The 14,830-nt window shown below is 67.7% G+C and carries 13 protein-coding genes; 9 read left to right on the forward strand and 4 right to left on the reverse strand.

Going from position 1 to position 14,830, the window contains the following annotated elements; all coding sequences use genetic code 11:
- Positions 1 to 88: 88 nt before the first annotated feature.
- On the reverse strand, positions 89 to 688 hold the full coding sequence (locus tag AC1D3B_RS00885) for a DUF4337 domain-containing protein (RefSeq protein WP_478188779.1): 600 nt from the start codon (positions 686 to 688) through the stop codon (positions 89 to 91).
- A 280-nt stretch (positions 689 to 968) separates the two neighbouring features.
- Between AC1D3B_RS00885 and AC1D3B_RS00890 the strand changes: the two genes are divergently transcribed.
- Both AC1D3B_RS00890 and AC1D3B_RS00895 read left to right on the forward strand, forming a co-directional pair.
- Entirely contained in the window at positions 969 to 1,250 is a 282-nt protein-coding gene (locus AC1D3B_RS00890) for a glycine zipper domain-containing protein (protein WP_478188780.1), read from the forward strand.
- 78 nt (positions 1,251 to 1,328) lie between these two features.
- Positions 1,329 to 2,702, forward strand: a complete 1,374-nt coding sequence (locus tag AC1D3B_RS00895) for a hypothetical protein (protein ID WP_478188781.1) — start codon at positions 1,329 to 1,331, stop codon at positions 2,700 to 2,702.
- 23 nt (positions 2,703 to 2,725) lie between these two features.
- Here AC1D3B_RS00895 and AC1D3B_RS00900 read toward each other — a convergent pair whose 3' ends face one another.
- Positions 2,726 to 3,373, reverse strand: a complete 648-nt coding sequence (locus AC1D3B_RS00900; RefSeq protein WP_478188782.1) for a DedA family protein — start codon at positions 3,371 to 3,373, stop codon at positions 2,726 to 2,728.
- A gap of 47 nt (positions 3,374 to 3,420) precedes the next feature.
- Between AC1D3B_RS00900 and mutL the strand changes: the two genes are divergently transcribed.
- The 4 genes from mutL to AC1D3B_RS00920 all read left to right on the forward strand — a co-directional run bounded on the left by mutL (position 3,421) and on the right by AC1D3B_RS00920 (position 8,123).
- Complete coding sequence (mutL, locus tag AC1D3B_RS00905; protein ID WP_478188783.1) at positions 3,421 to 5,283, forward strand: DNA mismatch repair endonuclease MutL; 1,863 nt, start codon at positions 3,421 to 3,423, stop codon at positions 5,281 to 5,283.
- Positions 5,284 to 5,476: 193 nt separating this feature from the next.
- On the forward strand, positions 5,477 to 6,430 hold the full coding sequence (locus tag AC1D3B_RS00910) for an alpha/beta hydrolase (protein ID WP_478188784.1): 954 nt from the start codon (positions 5,477 to 5,479) through the stop codon (positions 6,428 to 6,430).
- A gap of 44 nt (positions 6,431 to 6,474) precedes the next feature.
- A complete protein-coding gene (gene miaA / locus AC1D3B_RS00915) occupies positions 6,475 to 7,470 on the forward strand; it encodes a tRNA (adenosine(37)-N6)-dimethylallyltransferase MiaA (protein WP_478188785.1) in 996 nt (331 codons plus the stop codon).
- Positions 7,467 to 8,123 carry an ABC transporter ATP-binding protein gene (locus AC1D3B_RS00920; RefSeq protein ID WP_478188786.1) on the forward strand — a complete coding sequence of 219 codons (657 nt, stop codon included), beginning with the start codon at positions 7,467 to 7,469 and terminating at the stop codon, positions 8,121 to 8,123. Before miaA ends, AC1D3B_RS00920 begins: the two co-directional genes overlap by 4 nt.
- On the opposite strand, the gene AC1D3B_RS00925 is transcribed toward AC1D3B_RS00920, so the two are convergent.
- Positions 8,120 to 9,091, reverse strand: coding sequence for a threo-3-hydroxy-L-aspartate ammonia-lyase (locus AC1D3B_RS00925; RefSeq protein ID WP_478188787.1), 972 nt, complete (start codon positions 9,089 to 9,091; stop codon positions 8,120 to 8,122). The genes AC1D3B_RS00920 and AC1D3B_RS00925 overlap by 4 nt on opposite strands.
- A 118-nt stretch (positions 9,092 to 9,209) precedes the next feature.
- Between AC1D3B_RS00925 and AC1D3B_RS00930 the strand changes: the two genes are divergently transcribed.
- Positions 9,210 to 9,566, forward strand: a complete 357-nt coding sequence (locus tag AC1D3B_RS00930) for a YciI family protein (RefSeq protein ID WP_478188788.1) — start codon at positions 9,210 to 9,212, stop codon at positions 9,564 to 9,566.
- A complete protein-coding gene (locus AC1D3B_RS00935) occupies positions 9,563 to 10,810 on the forward strand; it encodes an RNA polymerase sigma factor (protein ID WP_478188789.1) in 1,248 nt (415 codons plus the stop codon). Before AC1D3B_RS00930 ends, AC1D3B_RS00935 begins: the two co-directional genes overlap by 4 nt.
- A gap of 7 nt (positions 10,811 to 10,817) precedes the next feature.
- On the opposite strand, the gene AC1D3B_RS00940 is transcribed toward AC1D3B_RS00935, so the two are convergent.
- Complete coding sequence (locus AC1D3B_RS00940; RefSeq protein ID WP_478188994.1) at positions 10,818 to 12,134, reverse strand: serine hydrolase domain-containing protein; 1,317 nt, start codon at positions 12,132 to 12,134, stop codon at positions 10,818 to 10,820.
- Positions 12,135 to 12,201: 67 nt separating this feature from the next.
- On the opposite strand from AC1D3B_RS00940, the gene AC1D3B_RS00945 reads away from it, so the two are divergent.
- Complete coding sequence (locus AC1D3B_RS00945; protein WP_478188790.1) at positions 12,202 to 14,766, forward strand: FtsX-like permease family protein; 2,565 nt, start codon at positions 12,202 to 12,204, stop codon at positions 14,764 to 14,766.
- The last annotated feature ends 64 nt before the right edge of the window (positions 14,767 to 14,830 follow it).

Below are 14,830 nucleotides of genomic sequence, written 5' to 3' on the forward strand. Positions count from 1 at the left end.
GGTGACGACCACGACAAGCGCGACATAGGTCGTCATCGCGCCAGCCAACAAGCTTGCCAACAGCTTCATAGCCCTTCGAGCGCTGCGTTCAAACGTGCATCGCTGCCAGAGCGCCAACGACGAGGCCGACGCCTGCGACTGCAAGCATTCCCCACTCCAACCACTTTCTCCGTGTCAGCAAGGCCATGGCAGCCAAGGCGATGGAGACCTGCAAGGCCGTGGTGGCTTGCGCCCAACGGTGATGCTCGTGCATTTGCGCCTCCGATTTCTGGTCCCAATCGGTCGCCTCGGCCTCCAGCCTCTGTGCGACGAGCAGGATTTCAGCCTTCTCTTGCTCATACCGCGAAATCTTCGCCTGCCAGTTCTCCTTGCGGTCATCGGGCGACGTATCCCTGGCGAACTCAGCCAGCGATTGCTTCGTGCTCTTCGACTGGAAGTAGTTCCATTGGTTGGAAGCCTCGGTTTTCTTCATGCCGGCGTTGTTTTTGTAGAGGCCCGCGTTGGCTTGAGTGAGCCCTCCCATATACGAGAAAATCGCCCCTACTGTGGCGATGACAGCAGTGCATACGGCAATTTGGCTGGTCATGCTCTTGCGGCCAGTAGAAGCCGAATCAGAGTCGCCATGCGCACCAGCGTGCTCGAGCTCGTGGTCGTGCGGGCCATGCACGTGATAACCGCCTGCTGACATGGATTTCCTTGTTGTCGTGAGGAGCCAAGTATGACGAAGCCTGCGGGCCTCAGTGCTCCTCGAAGACACGCAGGCGATTTTGTTGTCGCTTTATAGCAATCACCATGATGCGATCCCCGGGATCGATCGGATGGCGGTAAGCACACGGTCGAAGGCTTCGAGCGCTGCATTCGCGCAAGATGCGACCGCCCTTTCGGGCACCGCACTGGGGCGCTCTCCTACATCCCGGCAGAGCGATCTCCAGAGAATGAATTCACCAAATCACTGAAAGGTGGACATCATGAAGACAAGACTCTGGATTTCGGCAGCAGCCGCCACTTGCGTTCTCACGTTGGCCGGCTGCGCGGGTGGCCCCAACCAGCAACTCGGCACTGCAGGTGGTGCCGTAGGCGGTGCGGTGATCGGCCATGCAATCGGCGGCAATACCGCAAGTACCGTTGGTGGTGCAGCCGTCGGCGGCCTGATCGGCAACCAGGTGGGCCGCAGCGTCGACGAGCGTAACGCTGAGCGCACCTACTACCCGAACAACACCTACTACCCCAACAACGGTCCGCGCTACTGAGCAAGGAACTTGGGCCGTGACCTTAGAGCGCGCCTTCGGGCGCGCTTTTTCATGGTGCCGTGAACGTATAAACGCGGCATGAGACAAAGCAAAAGCATCCTTCGAACCTTCATCGCTGCATCGGCCATCGTTCTGGGCGCGTGCAGTACCACCCGCAATGCCGGGCCGGGCCCGCAAGCCGCGAACGCCTCGCCGCCACCCGCCACCTCGCCGTGTCCCAAGGGCATCCCTGACGGCACGCGCTGCTACAGCGGCCAGGACAGCGCGGGTGCCTTCTACTGGGTCGCCATTCCCGCCGACTGGAACCAGGTGCTGGTGATGCATGCGCATGGCGGACCGGAACTCGGCGCACCTTCAATGGCGCGCGCCACGGAAGATCTTCAACGGTGGGCCATCACCGTGAAAGCCGGCTACGCATGGGCCGGCTCGACCTACCGGCGCGGCGGCTATGGCGTCACGATGGCCGCCGAAGACACCGAGCGCTTGCGGGCACGGTTCGTCCAGGCCTTCGGCACCCCGCGTCGCACCCTGTTGCACGGACAAAGCTACGGTGCCGGCGTCGCGGCCAAGGCCGCCGAACTCTATGCGACGGTCGATGGCCGCAAGGGTCCATATGACGGCGTGCTGCTCACCAGCGGCGTGCTCGGCGGGGGCACGCAGGCCTACGACTACCGGCTCGACCTGCGCGTCGTGTACCAGTACGTGTGCAACAACCATCCCCTGCCGAGCGAGCCTGCGTATCCGCTGTGGCAAGGCCTCCCGCGGGATTCGAAGCTCACTTCAGCCGAGCTGGCACGCCGCATCGACGAGTGCACCGGTGTGCGCAAGGCGCCCGCGGACCGGACCGCGCAACAGCGCGCGAATCTCGAGCAACTCCTCGAGACCATTCGCATTCCCGAACGTTCGCTCGTCGGCAACATGAACTGGGCGACCTTTCTCTTTCGCGATCTCGTGCAGGAGCGGCTCGATGGAGGCAACCCGTTCGGCAACATCGGCGTGAAGTACAGCGGGTCCAACGACGACATTGCGCTCAACGCCGCGGTGCTGCGCTATCGCGCGGACCCCGCCGGCGTACGCAAGCTGGCGGCCGACAGCGATCCGACCGGCCGCGTGAATGTGCCCACGCTGGGCTTGCATGCCATCGACGATCCGACGGCTTTCGTCGAGCTCGAATCGGTCTATCGCGGTACCCGCGAACGCGCAGGCACGGCGGACCTCCTGGTGCAGACCTTCAGCCGCGAATCCGAGCACAGCTACCTGAGCGATGCCGAATACCCCACGCTGTTCGCCGCGTTGCTCGACTGGATCGACAACGGCCGCAAGCCGACGCCGGCCAGCATCGCAGCGAGCTGCAGGGAATTCGAGGCCCGCTTCGGCAACGGCTGCCATTTCGATCCGGCATACGTTCCGCAGCCGTTGTCGGCGCGTGTACCGCCGCGCACGCGGCCGTAGGTCCGACGGCGCGAATCAGTGCTTCAGTGCGCTGCCGATGCGCCGCGGGCGCGCCAGGCGCCATAGATCGCGATCAGGCCCGGGATGAGGATCAACCCCCAGATGATCTTCTCCAGGTGCTCCTTCACCAGTGGCAGGTTGCCGAAGAAGTAGCCCGCAGTGCAGATGCCCACCACCCACAACAGCGCGCCCACGATGTTGTAGAGGGTGAACTTGCCACGGTTCATTTCCGCGACGCCCGCCACGAACGGCGCAAAGGTGCGGATGAAAGGCATGAAGCGCGCAAGGATGATGGTGACGCCGCCGAATCGCTCATAGAACGCATGCGCCTGGTCGAAGGCCTTGCGATTGAAGAAGCGCGAGCTTTCCCACTGAAACACCTTGGGGCCGAAAAAGCGCCCGATGCTGAAGTTGCACTGGTCACCCAGGATGGCGGCCGCAAGCAGGATGGGCACCGCCAGCCCGACGCTCATCAACCCCGCGCCGCAGAGCGCACCGACGATGAACAGAAGAGAGTCGCCCGGCAGGAAAGGCATCACGACCAGCCCCGTCTCGACGAACACGATCAGGAACAGCAAGCCATACACCCACGGCCCGTAGGCAATCACGAATGCCTCGAGGTGCTTGTCGATGTGCAGGATGAAGTCAATGAGGAAGGAGATGATTTCCATGGCGGGCATTATCACGACAGTGTCCGGGGCGCTCCTAGAATGTCCGTGTGAGCGCCCTCCCTTCTTCCATCGACCCGGCTGCGCGCCGTCCGATCCGCGAACTTCCCGACGAGCTGATCAGCCAGATCGCGGCCGGCGAAGTCGTGGAGCGCCCCGCGTCCGTGGTACGCGAACTGCTCGACAACGCGCTCGATGCGGGCGCGCGGCAAGTCACGGTCAGGTTGTCCGCAGGCGGTGTGCGCCTCATTTCGGTGGAAGACGACGGCCAGGGTCTGCCGCGCGATGAACTGCCGCTGGCCCTGCGCCGCCATGCCACCAGCAAGATCGCGAGCCTCGACGATCTCGAGACCGTGGGCACGATGGGTTTCCGGGGCGAGGCGCTCGCAGCCATCAACGCCATCGCGGAGTTGAGCATCCTCTCGCGCTTCGCCGGTGCCGACGCCGCCTTCCTGCTCGACGGGCGTACCGGCGAGTTGCGGCCTGTCGCGCGCGCGAACGGCACCACCATCGAAGTGCGCGAGCTTTTCTTCGCGACGCCGGCGCGACGCAAGTTCCTGAAGACCGACGCGACGGAGCTTGCGCACTGCATCGAGGCCGTGCGCCGCCACGCCCTCGCGCGGCCCGAGGTTGGTTTCTCGATGTGGCACGAAGGCAAGCTGGTCGAGCAGTGGCGCTCCGCCGCATCACGCGATCAACGGCTCGCCGATACGCTCGGCGACGACTTCGTCACGCAGAGCGTCGCGGTGGACCACGTCGCCGGATCGGTGCGCGTGACAGGCCGTGCCGGCATTCCCGATGCCGCGCGCTCGCGGGCCGACCAGCAGTTCTTCTATGTCAACGGCCGCTTCGTGCGCGACAAGGTGCTCGCCCACGCGGTTCGCAGCGCCTACGAGGACGTGCTGCACGGGCAGCGCCAGCCGGTGTATGCGCTGTACCTCGAGATCGATCCCGCGCGGGTCGACGTCAACGTGCATCCGACGAAGATCGAGGTGCGTTTCCGGGACGGGCGGGAAGTGCACCAGGCGGTGCGCCACGCCATCGAGGATGCGCTCGCCGCGCCACGCGCCGGCGACGCGGCCGACGCGCCGGCAGAGCCTTTCTTCAAGCCGCGCATGCTGCCGGCTTCGGCGTCATGGACCCAACCCGCGATGCCGTTCGCAGCGGAGCGCGGCCTCGGCGATGCCGCAGCCATGTGGCCGGCCTATCGGAAGGAAGCGCCGGCCGAAGCGCCCATGGTCGCGGACACCCGCTGGGTCGCACCGTTGGCGCCGCAACCCTTCTCGCCCAGCGCGCCACCGCAATCCGCCACGCCCGCCGAGTCCGAAGCCTGGCCGCTGGGCCGCGCACTGGCGCAACTGCAGGGCATCTACATCCTGGCCGAGAACACCCAGGGCCTGGTGATCGTCGACATGCACGCCGCGCACGAACGCATCGTGTACGAGCGACTCAAGACCCAGCTGGACGGTGCCGCGATCACCAGCCAGCCGCTGCTGATCCCGGCCACCTTCGCAGCCACGCCACAGGAAGTGGCGACGGCCGAGGCATGCGCCGCCGTGCTCCCATCGCTCGGACTCGAAATCACGCCCTTCTCGCCCCGCACCCTGGCCGTGCGCGCCGTACCCGGCACGCTGGCCGACGGCGACCCTGTCGAACTCGCGCGGAGCGTGCTTGCGGAACTGGCCAACCACGACGCCAGCACCGTCGTGCAGCGCGCCCAGAACGAACTGCTCTCCACCATGGCCTGCCACGGCGCAGTGCGCGCCAACCGCAAGCTGACCCTCGACGAAATGAACGCCCTGCTGCGCCAGATGGAAGCCACCGAGCGCTCGGACCAGTGCAACCACGGCCGCCCGACCTGGCGCCAGCTCTCGGTGCGCGAGCTCGACGCGCTGTTCATGCGCGGCCGATAGGCGCCCTCTTTCCTTCGCTTACAACCTGCCGACTGAAGGCGCTCGAAGCGCGTCCGGCAATGGAATTCGACCCATTTGGCCGGGATTGAGGTTGAAACCAAGGGTTTTCGAGCGTCATCGGCGGACCGGGCACGCACGTTGCATGAAGTCTTTCGTTGAACTTTCCGGCCCTCTCGCCTGTCTTTCAGCCTTCATGAAATCCTGGACTCTGTTCGCATCCGCTACCGCCGTGGTCGCCCTGTTGGCGGGCGGGTGTTCCACCCTCGACGAGCGTCAGCGCGAGTGGATCTTCCAGCCCAGCGACCGAAGCTGGGGCAATTCGGAAGCGATGAGCCAGGGCATGGACGACGTCTGGATCGACTTCAAGTCCTCGCTCACCGGCGAGCCCGCGCGGCTGCACGGGCTGTGGCTCGGCGGTGCACCGGAGTCGCCCGACACCCCCGTGCTGCTCTACCTGCACGGCGCGCGCTACAACGTGGCCGGCTCGGCGCCGCGGATGCGGCGCATGCATGAACTGGGGTTCTCGGTGCTGGCGATCGACTATCGCGGCTTCGGAAAGAGCTCCAAGGGTCTGCCTTCGGAAGACTCGGCCCGCGAGGATGCCTACGCGGCGTGGACCTGGCTGGCCGCCCACCATCCCAAGCAGCCTCGCTACATCTTCGGCCATTCGCTCGGCGGCGCGATCGGGATCGACCTGGCCTCCCGCGTCAACGACGAAAGCGGCGTTATCGTCGAAAGCACCTTCACGTCCATCGCCGATGTGGTGAGCAGCTTCAAGTGGGGCTGGCTGCCGTTCGGCCCCCTCATCACGCAGCGCTTCGAGGCGATCAGCAAGGTCAAGGACATTGGCGCGCCCCTGCTCGTGGTGCATGGCGCGGCGGACAGCCTGATCAATCCGACCCTGGGTCGCAAGCTGTATGACGCCGCAACGGTGCCCAAGCTCTTCGTGCTCGTCGAGGGCGGATCGCATCACAACGCCAATTCGATCGGGCAGGTGCAGTACCGCGCGGCGCTCACGCAGCTGTTTCGCATGAAGGAGCCGCCCGACGAGATGGCAGCGCACGACGACACCACCGCCGCCGCGCCGCCGCCGGCCGCCCTGCCCGCGGTGCACCGCCAGATCCGCCAGCCCGGACCGGCCATCTGACGCGCCGCTGCGCTCTTCGCGCGGGCTTTGTTAACCTTGGGCGCATGCCGCCCCCTGCCGCACCGGCCCCTTCGCAAAGCGCGCCGCGTGCCCGCGCCCCGTCACCCACCCCCGCCTCGCAGCGCCATGTCGCGCTGGCTGGCCCCACCGCGTCGGGCAAGACAGCGGCCGCGCTGGCCATCGCGCGCGTGCGGCCGATCGAGATCGTCAGCGTCGATTCGGCACTGGTCTATCGCGGCATGGACATCGGCACCGCCAAGCCCACACCCCAGGAACGCGCCGAAGTCCCGCACCACCTGATCGACATCCGCGATCCGAGCGAAACCTACAGCGCCGCCGCCTTCGTGCAGGATGCAAAGCGGCTGATCGGCGAGATCAATGCACGCGGCAGGCTGCCGCTGCTCGTCGGCGGGACGATGCTCTACCTCAAGGCGCTCGCCGACGGCATCGATGCCATGCCCGCGGCCGACCCCGATGTACGCAAACGGCTCGAAGCCGACGCCGCCGAACTCGGCTGGCCGGCGATGCACGCCCGACTCGCTGGTGTCGATGCCATCACCGCCGCGCGGCTGGCGCCCAACGACAGCCAGCGCATCCAACGCGCGCTGGAGGTCTGGCACAGCAGCGGTCGACCACTGTCGAGCTTTCATGCCGCGGGCGCCAGCGACAGTGGCTGGCAAGCCGCCGCGTTCATCTCCCTGGAACCCACCGATCGCGCATGGCTGCACGAACGCATCGCCGCGCGATTCGACGCGATGCTGTCGGCCGGCTTCATCGCCGAGGTTCAGGCGCTGCGCGCGCGGGGCGATCTTGTCGCGGACCTTCCCTCGATGCGCTGCGTCGGCTATCGCCAGACCTGGGAAGCGCTCGACGGCGCATGGCCCATCACCGAACTGCGCGATCGCGGCATTGCGGCCACGCGCCAGCTTGCCAAGCGCCAGATCACCTGGCTGCGCAGCATGCCGCAGCGCCATGTGATCGCCGCGGAAGCGCCGGACGCCATCGCGCAGGTCGTGCGGCAGGTGATCGACATCGCATGACGCTGCGCATCACCGACCTGGGCAAGCACTATGGCGACGTGCCGGTGTTCGAGCATGTTTCGCTCCACGTCGCGACCGGCGAGTTCGTCGCGATCGTCGGCGAATCGGGAGTCGGCAAGTCGACCCTGCTCAACTGCATGGCCGGGCTCGACAGCTGGGACTCGGGCACCGTCGCGCACGACGAAACGGACATCGGCGCGCTCGATGCCGAGGCGCGGGCGATCTGGCGCCGCCGGCACGTGGGCTTCGTCTTCCAGGCCTTCCACGTGCTGCCGCACCTCGATGTCGCGCAGAACGTCGGGCTGCCCTTGATGCTGCTCGGCCAACGAGGCCCCGCCGGCGACGCGCGAGTGGCGCAGATGCTCGATGCGGTCGGGCTGTCGGGACTGGGCGAGCGACTGCCGCAGGAACTCAGCGGCGGCCAGTTGCAGCGCGTCGCCATCGCGCGCGCATTGGTGCATCGCCCTTCGCTGCTGCTGGCCGACGAGCCGACCGGCAATCTCGACCCGACCACCGCCGCCCGCGTGATGGACGTGCTGATCGCGCAGACGCGCGAGCACGGCGCATCGCTGGTGCTGGTGACGCACTCGGAAGCCGCGGCGGCGCGCGCCGACCGCATCCTGCACCTGAGTGCCGAAGGAATTCGACGCTAGGCGTCCGAGCCGGCAAGGAGCGCAGCGTAGCGCTCCAGGTCGACATTGCCGCCACTGATGATCACGCCGACGCGGGCGCCGCGAATCGCGTCGCCTGCCGCGCAGGCAGCTGCGAACGCAAGGCAGCCCGTGGGCTCGACCACCATCTTCATGCGCTCGGCGAAGAAGCGCATCGCATCGACAAGCTGCGCATCGCTCACCGTCACGATGTCGTTCACGTCGCGGCGGATGATGCCGAAGGTGTATTCGCCCAGGTGCTGGGTCTGCGCGCCGTCGGCGATGGTCTTCGGCGTCTCGATGTGCACGATGTGGCCCGCACGCAGCGACTGCTGGCCGTCGTTGCCGGCCTCGGGCTCGACGCCGAAGATCCTGCAGTCCGGAGACAGGGCGCGGGCCGACAGCGCCGAGCCTCCCGTCAGGCCGCCGCCGCCCAGGCAGATGTAGAGCACGTCGAGCGGGCCGGCATCCTCGATCAGTTCCTTTACCGCCGTGCCCTGCCCCGCGATCACGTCGGGATGGTCGTAGGGCGGGATCAGCGTCATGCCGCGCTCGGTGGCCAGGCGCCGCGTGAGGGCCTCGCGGTCTTCGGCGAAGCGGTCGTACTGCACCACCTCGGCGCCGTACCCGCGCGTGGCGGCGAGCTTGGCCGCCGGGGCGTCGTTGGGCATCACGATGACGGCCGGCATTCCGAGGATGCTCGCGGCGAGCGCGATGGCCTGTGCGTGGTTGCCGGACGAAAAGGCGATCACGCCAGCCTTGCGCTGGGCGGCATCGAACTTCGACAGGGCGTTGAACGCGCCGCGAAACTTGAAGGCGCCCATGCGCTGGAAGTTCTCGCACTTGAAGAAGAACTCGGCGCCCCAGCGGGCGTCCGCGGTCCGCGAGCGCAGCACCGGCGTGCGGTGGGCATGGCCTTCGAGCCGCGCGGCGGCAGCGATCACGTCGTCGTAGCTGGGGAGTGTCTGCATGGCGCGGAGCTTACCTCCGCATCGCAAAAAACTTGCGAGGGCCCTGTCGAAATGCCCTCTTGCGTTACGTCATTGGTGTGAGCGATCCTGCTCGTGTTCTTCAAGTTTCGGAGTTGCCATGCAATACATGTTGATGTTCTACCAGCCCCAGTCGGAATTCGACCAACGGGAGGATGCTGCTGCGCAGGCCTATCGAGCCAGCTGGATGGCCTACGTGGGCGCGATCCGCCAATCGGGCGTCGTGCTGAACGGCCACGGCCTCACCCCGCCGATGACCGGCACCACACTGCGCGTGCGCGGCGACAAGCGCCAGGTGCAGGACGGGCCCTTTGCCGACACGAAGGAGCAACTCGGCGGCTACTTCGTCATCGAGGTGCCGGACCTCGACGCGGCCCTCGAATGGGCGGCGCGCGCGCCCTGCGCAAGCACCGGCGGCGTGGAAGTGCGCCCGGTCTTCACCACGCCGGACATGTGACCGGCCCGGCGCTTCAGCTTCAGGAAGCACGCGCGGCCGCCGAGAAGGCCGCGCGACAGTCGTACGGGCGGCTGGTGGCCATTCTCTCGGCGCGCACGCGCGACATCGCTGCATCGGAAGACGCGCTCGCCGATGCCTTCGCGCGTGCACTCGAGCGCTGGCCGGTGGACGGCGTGCCCGAGCGGCCCGAAGCCTGGCTGTTGAGCGTCGCGCGAAACCGCACCCTCGACGCCTGGCGGCACAGTCGGGTGCAGGACGAAGCGACGCAGACCCTGCTGCTCCTGACCGATGAACTCGGCGACGAGGCATCGGGCGGCGATGCCGTGCCGGACGAACGGCTGCGCCTGCTCTTCGTCTGCGCGCACCCGGCCATCGACGCGGCGGCCCGCGCACCGCTGATGCTGCAGACCGTGCTGGGATTGGACGCCGTTCGGATGGCCGGCGCCTTCCTCATCGCGCCGGCCACGCTCGGACAGCGGATGGTGCGCGCCAAGGCCCGCATCCGGGCCGCCGGCATCCCCTTCGAGTTTCCGCGCGCGGGCGATCTGCCGCAGCGGCTGCAGGATGTGCTGGACGGCATCTATGCCGCCTACGGCACCGGCTGGGACGATGTCGATGGCGCCGACGCCACGCAGCGCGGCCTGACGGCCGAGGCGATCGACCTGTGCCGCATCCTCTGCGGCCTGATGCCTCGCGAACCCGAGCCGCTGGGCCTGCTCGCGCTGATGCTGTTCTGCGAAAGTCGCGTGGCGGCACGGCGCAGTGACATGGGCGACTACGTGCCGCTCGATGTGCAGGACACCGCACGCTGGGATCGCCCGATGCGCGATCAGGCCGAGCAGGCGCTGCGCGCCGCGGCATCGATGAACGCGGTCGGCGCCTACCAGATGGAGGCCGCGATCCAATCCGCACACTGTGCGCGGCGCCTGGGCGCGCATGTGCCGCCCGATGCATTGGTGGCGCTGTACGACGGCCTCCTTGCCTTGCGCCCGAGCATCGGCGCGCAGGTCAGTCGCGCCTGTGCGGTGGCCGTGGCTGCGGGGCCGGCCGAAGGCCTGCGTGCACTCGACACGCTCGCCGCGGGCGAGGTCGCCAACTACCAACCCTACTGGGCGGCCCGGGCTCACCTGCTGGGCCAGGCCGGCGACGCTGAAGAAGCAGGCCGGGCCTACGCGCGTGCGGCAGGGCTCAGTGCCAGCCCGGCGGTCCGCGCCTACCTCGCCGCAGTGTCCAGCCGCCTTTGAAGGCAGGTCATTGCGCCATCAGGTAGTTCGCCACCGCATCGAATGCCGGCAGCGTGAGCGGATCGTTCGCGCCATTGGCGGCAATGGGATGCGCCGCGTAGCGCACGATCACCATCTCCGCCTTGGGATCGACGTAGATGCTCTGCCCGTGGATGCCCCGCGCCATGAAGGCGCCGTGCGCGTTGTGCGTGACCCACCACATGTCGCGATACGACCAGCCCTGCAGCAGCGGGTAGCCGGCCTTGACGAACTTGGCGCGATCGCCGCCACGGCGGATGTCCTCGACCACCGCCTTGGGAATGGCTTGCTGCCCGTTGGCACGACCGTCGTTGCGCATGGTTTCGCCGAAACGGGCGAGATCGCGCAGCGTGGTGTTCAGCCCGCCGCCGCCGGATTCGGTGCCTATGCGATCGACCATGAAGTAGGCGTCCTCTTCGGCGCCGATGCGGCGCCAGATCTTCTCGCTCATGAGGTCGGCGAGTGATTTCTGGCTCGCCCGGCGCAGGATCCAGGCGAGCACCTCGGCATTGACCGTCTTGTAGGCGAATGCTTCGTCGTGCGCGCCCTCCTTCTTGAGCGTGCCCAGGAACTCGTAGAAGGACTTGGGCCCTGTGTAGTTGGGGCCCTGCGTCAACATGCCGCCGGCGCGGGCGTAGTCCCAGATCTCCGCCTTGGGATCGGCATAGTTCTCGGAGTAGTGCACGCCGATGGTCATGTCCATCACCTGGCGCACGGTGGCATCGCCGTACGCGCCATCCTTGAGTTCGGGGATGTACCTGGTGACGGGTGCGGCCGGGTCGAGGGCGCCTTCGGCCACCATGATGGCCGCCAGCGTGCCGACGAAGGACTTGGTGACCGACATTGCCAGATGCGGACGCTCGGGCGTGAGCGCGCCGAAGTACTTCTCGTAGACCACGCGGCCGCGATGCAGCACCAGGATCCCATCGGTGTAGGTGCCGGTGATCATCTGGCCGAAAGTCATGTCGACGCCGCCCAGCGTCTTGAAGGGCAAGCCGTCGAGATCGCGCGGCGCGGCGGCCAAGGGACTCGGCTGGCCGCCGCCGCGCCACACGTTCCGCGTCGGAACGGTTTCGCGAACGTGCGAGAAAGACCACCGCGTGCGCGGATAGACGCCGCCGGCCGGATTGTCGAAGGTGATCAGCTTGTCCGGCGGAGGCGGAAAGCCCTGCATCCAGCCCATCGCATCGACCGTGGTCGTGGCGGGATCGGGCAATGCGGGAGGCGGGTTCTGGGCGTTGGACATCGAGCTCCAAAGACAGGCACTGAAGGCCGCGAGCGCAAGCGTGCGCCGGATACGGAACATGGGGGTTGTCTCCTCGTTGTTGTAGCCGACGGATGCTAGCAGTCGCGGCAGGCGAGAATCGCTTCGCATGAAGGCGCTGCTTTCCACTTTCTCCTGGCAGGAACTGCGCCACCACCCATGGCGCAATGCGGCGGCGGTCGTCGCGGTGATGCTCGGGGTCGCACTGGCTTTCTCGGTGCAGTTGATCAACGCCTCGGCACTGGACGAATTCTCCAGCGCGGTGCGCTCGGTCAACGGTCAGCCGGACCTCGAACTGCGTGCTGCGCAGGGCAGCTTCTCCGAGGCGGTCTTCGCGCAGGTGGCGCAGCATCCGCAAGTGGTGCTCGCCAGCCCGGTGCTGGAGGTGCAGGGCGTGGCACTGGCCGGCGAGCGGCGGGTGCCGGTGCGCGTGGTCGGCATCGATGCGCTGGTGTTGCCGACCATCGCGCCCGCGTTGATGCCGCGCCCCGTCGAGGGCGGCGATCGGCTGGCGCTGCTGGCGCCGGGCCATGTGTTTCTCAACGCTGCCGCCAGAAAGTCGCTGGGAGAGAACGCGACGACTGTTCAGGTACGCGTCGGTGCCCAATGGCAGACACTCGATGTCGCCGGGCAGGTCGCCGCCGGCGGTGCCTCGCTCGCGGTGATGGACATCGGCGCGGCGCAGGACCTGTTCGGCCGGGGCGGACAACTCACCCGCGTCGACCTGCGGCTCGCACCGGGCGCCGACCGCGCGGTCTTCATACGCTCGCTGCGCGAGTCACCGGGCTGGCCGGTGGGTATCCAGATCGCGGAACCAGGCGATGCGGCGCAGCGGGTGAGCAACCTCTCGCGCGCCTACCGCGTGAATCTCACCGTGCTCGCGTTGGTGGCCCTGTTCACCGGGGCCTTTCTGGTGTTCTCGGTGCTGGCCCTGAGCGTCGCCAAGCGGGCGCAGCAGTTCGCGCTGCTGGGGGTACTCGGCGTCACGCCACGCGAGCGTCTGAGACTGGTGCTGGCCGAGTCCCTCGTGCTCGGCCTGATCGGCAGCATCGCCGGGATCGCGATGGGCGCCGCGCTCGCCCAGTTTGCGCTGCAGGTGCTGGGCGGTGATCTCGGGGGCGGCTACTTTGAAGGCGTGGCGCCAACCTTGCGCTGGAGCACGGGCGCAGCGGTGCTTTACGGTGCACTCGGTGTGCTGGCGGCCGGCGTCGGCGGTTGGTGGCCCGCACGCGCCGCGCAGGCGCTGCCCGAAGCCCAGACGCTGAAAGGCCTGGGCGCTGCACCGGCACGCGGCGCAGGTCATCGCGTGGCTCTGCTGCTGATTGCCGCCGGCGCGGCGCTGGCCACGGCGCCCGCCGTGTTCGGCATTCCCATCGCGGCCTATCTCTCGGTCGGCTTTCTGCTGGTGGGTGGCATCGCGGCGCTGCCGTGGCTCATCGCCCTGCTCTACGACCGGCTCGCACCCCTGTTCGCGCGACGCGTATTGCCGCTGCTGGCGATCGAGCGCGCGCGACGCATGCGCGGGACGGCGGCGGTGGCGGTCAGCGGCGTGGTCGCGAGCCTCAGTCTCGCGGTCGCGTTGACGGTCATGGTCGCGAGCTTCCGCGATTCGGTCACGCGCTGGCTCGACGTGGTGCTGCCGGCCGACCTCTATGTGCGCAGTGCGGCCGGTGGAAGCTCGACGAGCGAGCAGGCGACGTTCGCTCCGGCCTTCGTGCAGTCGCTCGGTCGTTTGCCGGGCGTCGTGCGCACGGGCACGTTGCGCACGCGGCCGCTGCTGCTGGATCCGTCACGGCCTGCCGTCATGCTCATTGCGCGCAGTCTCGACGAAGATGCCGGCCGCTCGCTGCCCTTGCTGGGGGCGGCATTTCCGGTGCCGGCGGGTCAGATCGGCATCTACGTCAGCGAGGCGATGGTCGAGTTGTATGGCGCGAAGCCGGGCCGGATCTTCGAGCCGCTGGCGCGCGTCTGGACGCCCGGCAAAGCAGGCGAGCAGACGTCACCACCCGTCTTCTTCGTCGCCGGTGTCTGGCGCGACTATGTCCGACAGTTCGGCGCTATCACGATGGACGCGCGCGACTTCGAGCGACTTACCGGCGAGCGCAACGTGAGCGATGTCGGGCTCTGGCTCGCGCCGGGAACGAATGTCGGCCAGGCCGCGCAGGCCGTGCGCACACTTGCAGCGCGCGAACTCGGTGCGAGCGAGCCGGTCGAGATGGCCTCGGTCGGCCAGATCAGGGCGACTTCGCTGCGCATCTTCGATCGCAGCTTCGCCGTCACCTACTGGCTGCAGGCCGTGGCGATCGGCATCGGGCTGTTCGGCATCGCCGCCAGCTTCAGTGCGCAAGTGCTGGCGCGGCGAAAGGAGTTCGGGTTGCTCGCACACCTGGGCTTCACGCGCGCGCAGGTCCTCGCGATCGTGGCCGGTGAAGGCGCGGCGTGGACCGCGATCGGCGCCTTCGCCGGACTGGTGCTGGGCCTGGCGGTGTCGGTGGTGCTGGTGCACGTGGTCAACCCGCAGAGCTTCCACTGGACCATGGATCTTCTCGTGCCCTGGGCCCGGCTCGCCGCGCTGTGCGCGGCCGTGCTGGCGGCAGGCACGATCACGGCATGGCTGGCCGGCCGCGCGGCGGCGGGGCACGATGCGGTGATGGCGGTCAAGGAAGACTGGTGAGCCAGGGGCAAAGCACGTTGAAGGCTGCAATGGCGCGCAGGCGCTGCTTCTGAATCGATTGGCC

Source organism: Variovorax sp. P5_A3 (assembly GCF_056400665.1).

What these genes read in the sequence shown, in the direction of transcription:
- AC1D3B_RS00885 (WP_478188779.1), bottom strand. Translation starts at nt 688, where the DNA reads ATGTCAGCAGGCGGTTATCACGTGCATGGCCCGCACGACCACGAGCTC.
- AC1D3B_RS00890 (WP_478188780.1), top strand. Translation starts at nt 969, where the DNA reads ATGAAGACAAGACTCTGGATTTCGGCAGCAGCCGCCACTTGCGTTCTC.
- AC1D3B_RS00895 (WP_478188781.1), top strand. Translation starts at nt 1,329, where the DNA reads ATGAGACAAAGCAAAAGCATCCTTCGAACCTTCATCGCTGCATCGGCC.
- AC1D3B_RS00900 (WP_478188782.1), bottom strand. Translation starts at nt 3,373, where the DNA reads ATGGAAATCATCTCCTTCCTCATTGACTTCATCCTGCACATCGACAAG.
- AC1D3B_RS00910 (WP_478188784.1), top strand. Translation starts at nt 5,477, where the DNA reads ATGAAATCCTGGACTCTGTTCGCATCCGCTACCGCCGTGGTCGCCCTG.
- miaA (WP_478188785.1), top strand. Translation starts at nt 6,475, where the DNA reads ATGCCGCCCCCTGCCGCACCGGCCCCTTCGCAAAGCGCGCCGCGTGCC.
- AC1D3B_RS00920 (WP_478188786.1), top strand. Translation starts at nt 7,467, where the DNA reads ATGACGCTGCGCATCACCGACCTGGGCAAGCACTATGGCGACGTGCCG.
- AC1D3B_RS00925 (WP_478188787.1), bottom strand. Translation starts at nt 9,091, where the DNA reads ATGCAGACACTCCCCAGCTACGACGACGTGATCGCTGCCGCCGCGCGG.
- AC1D3B_RS00930 (WP_478188788.1), top strand. Translation starts at nt 9,210, where the DNA reads ATGCAATACATGTTGATGTTCTACCAGCCCCAGTCGGAATTCGACCAA.
- AC1D3B_RS00940 (WP_478188994.1), bottom strand. Translation starts at nt 12,134, where the DNA reads ATGTTCCGTATCCGGCGCACGCTTGCGCTCGCGGCCTTCAGTGCCTGT.
- AC1D3B_RS00945 (WP_478188790.1), top strand. Translation starts at nt 12,202, where the DNA reads ATGAAGGCGCTGCTTTCCACTTTCTCCTGGCAGGAACTGCGCCACCAC.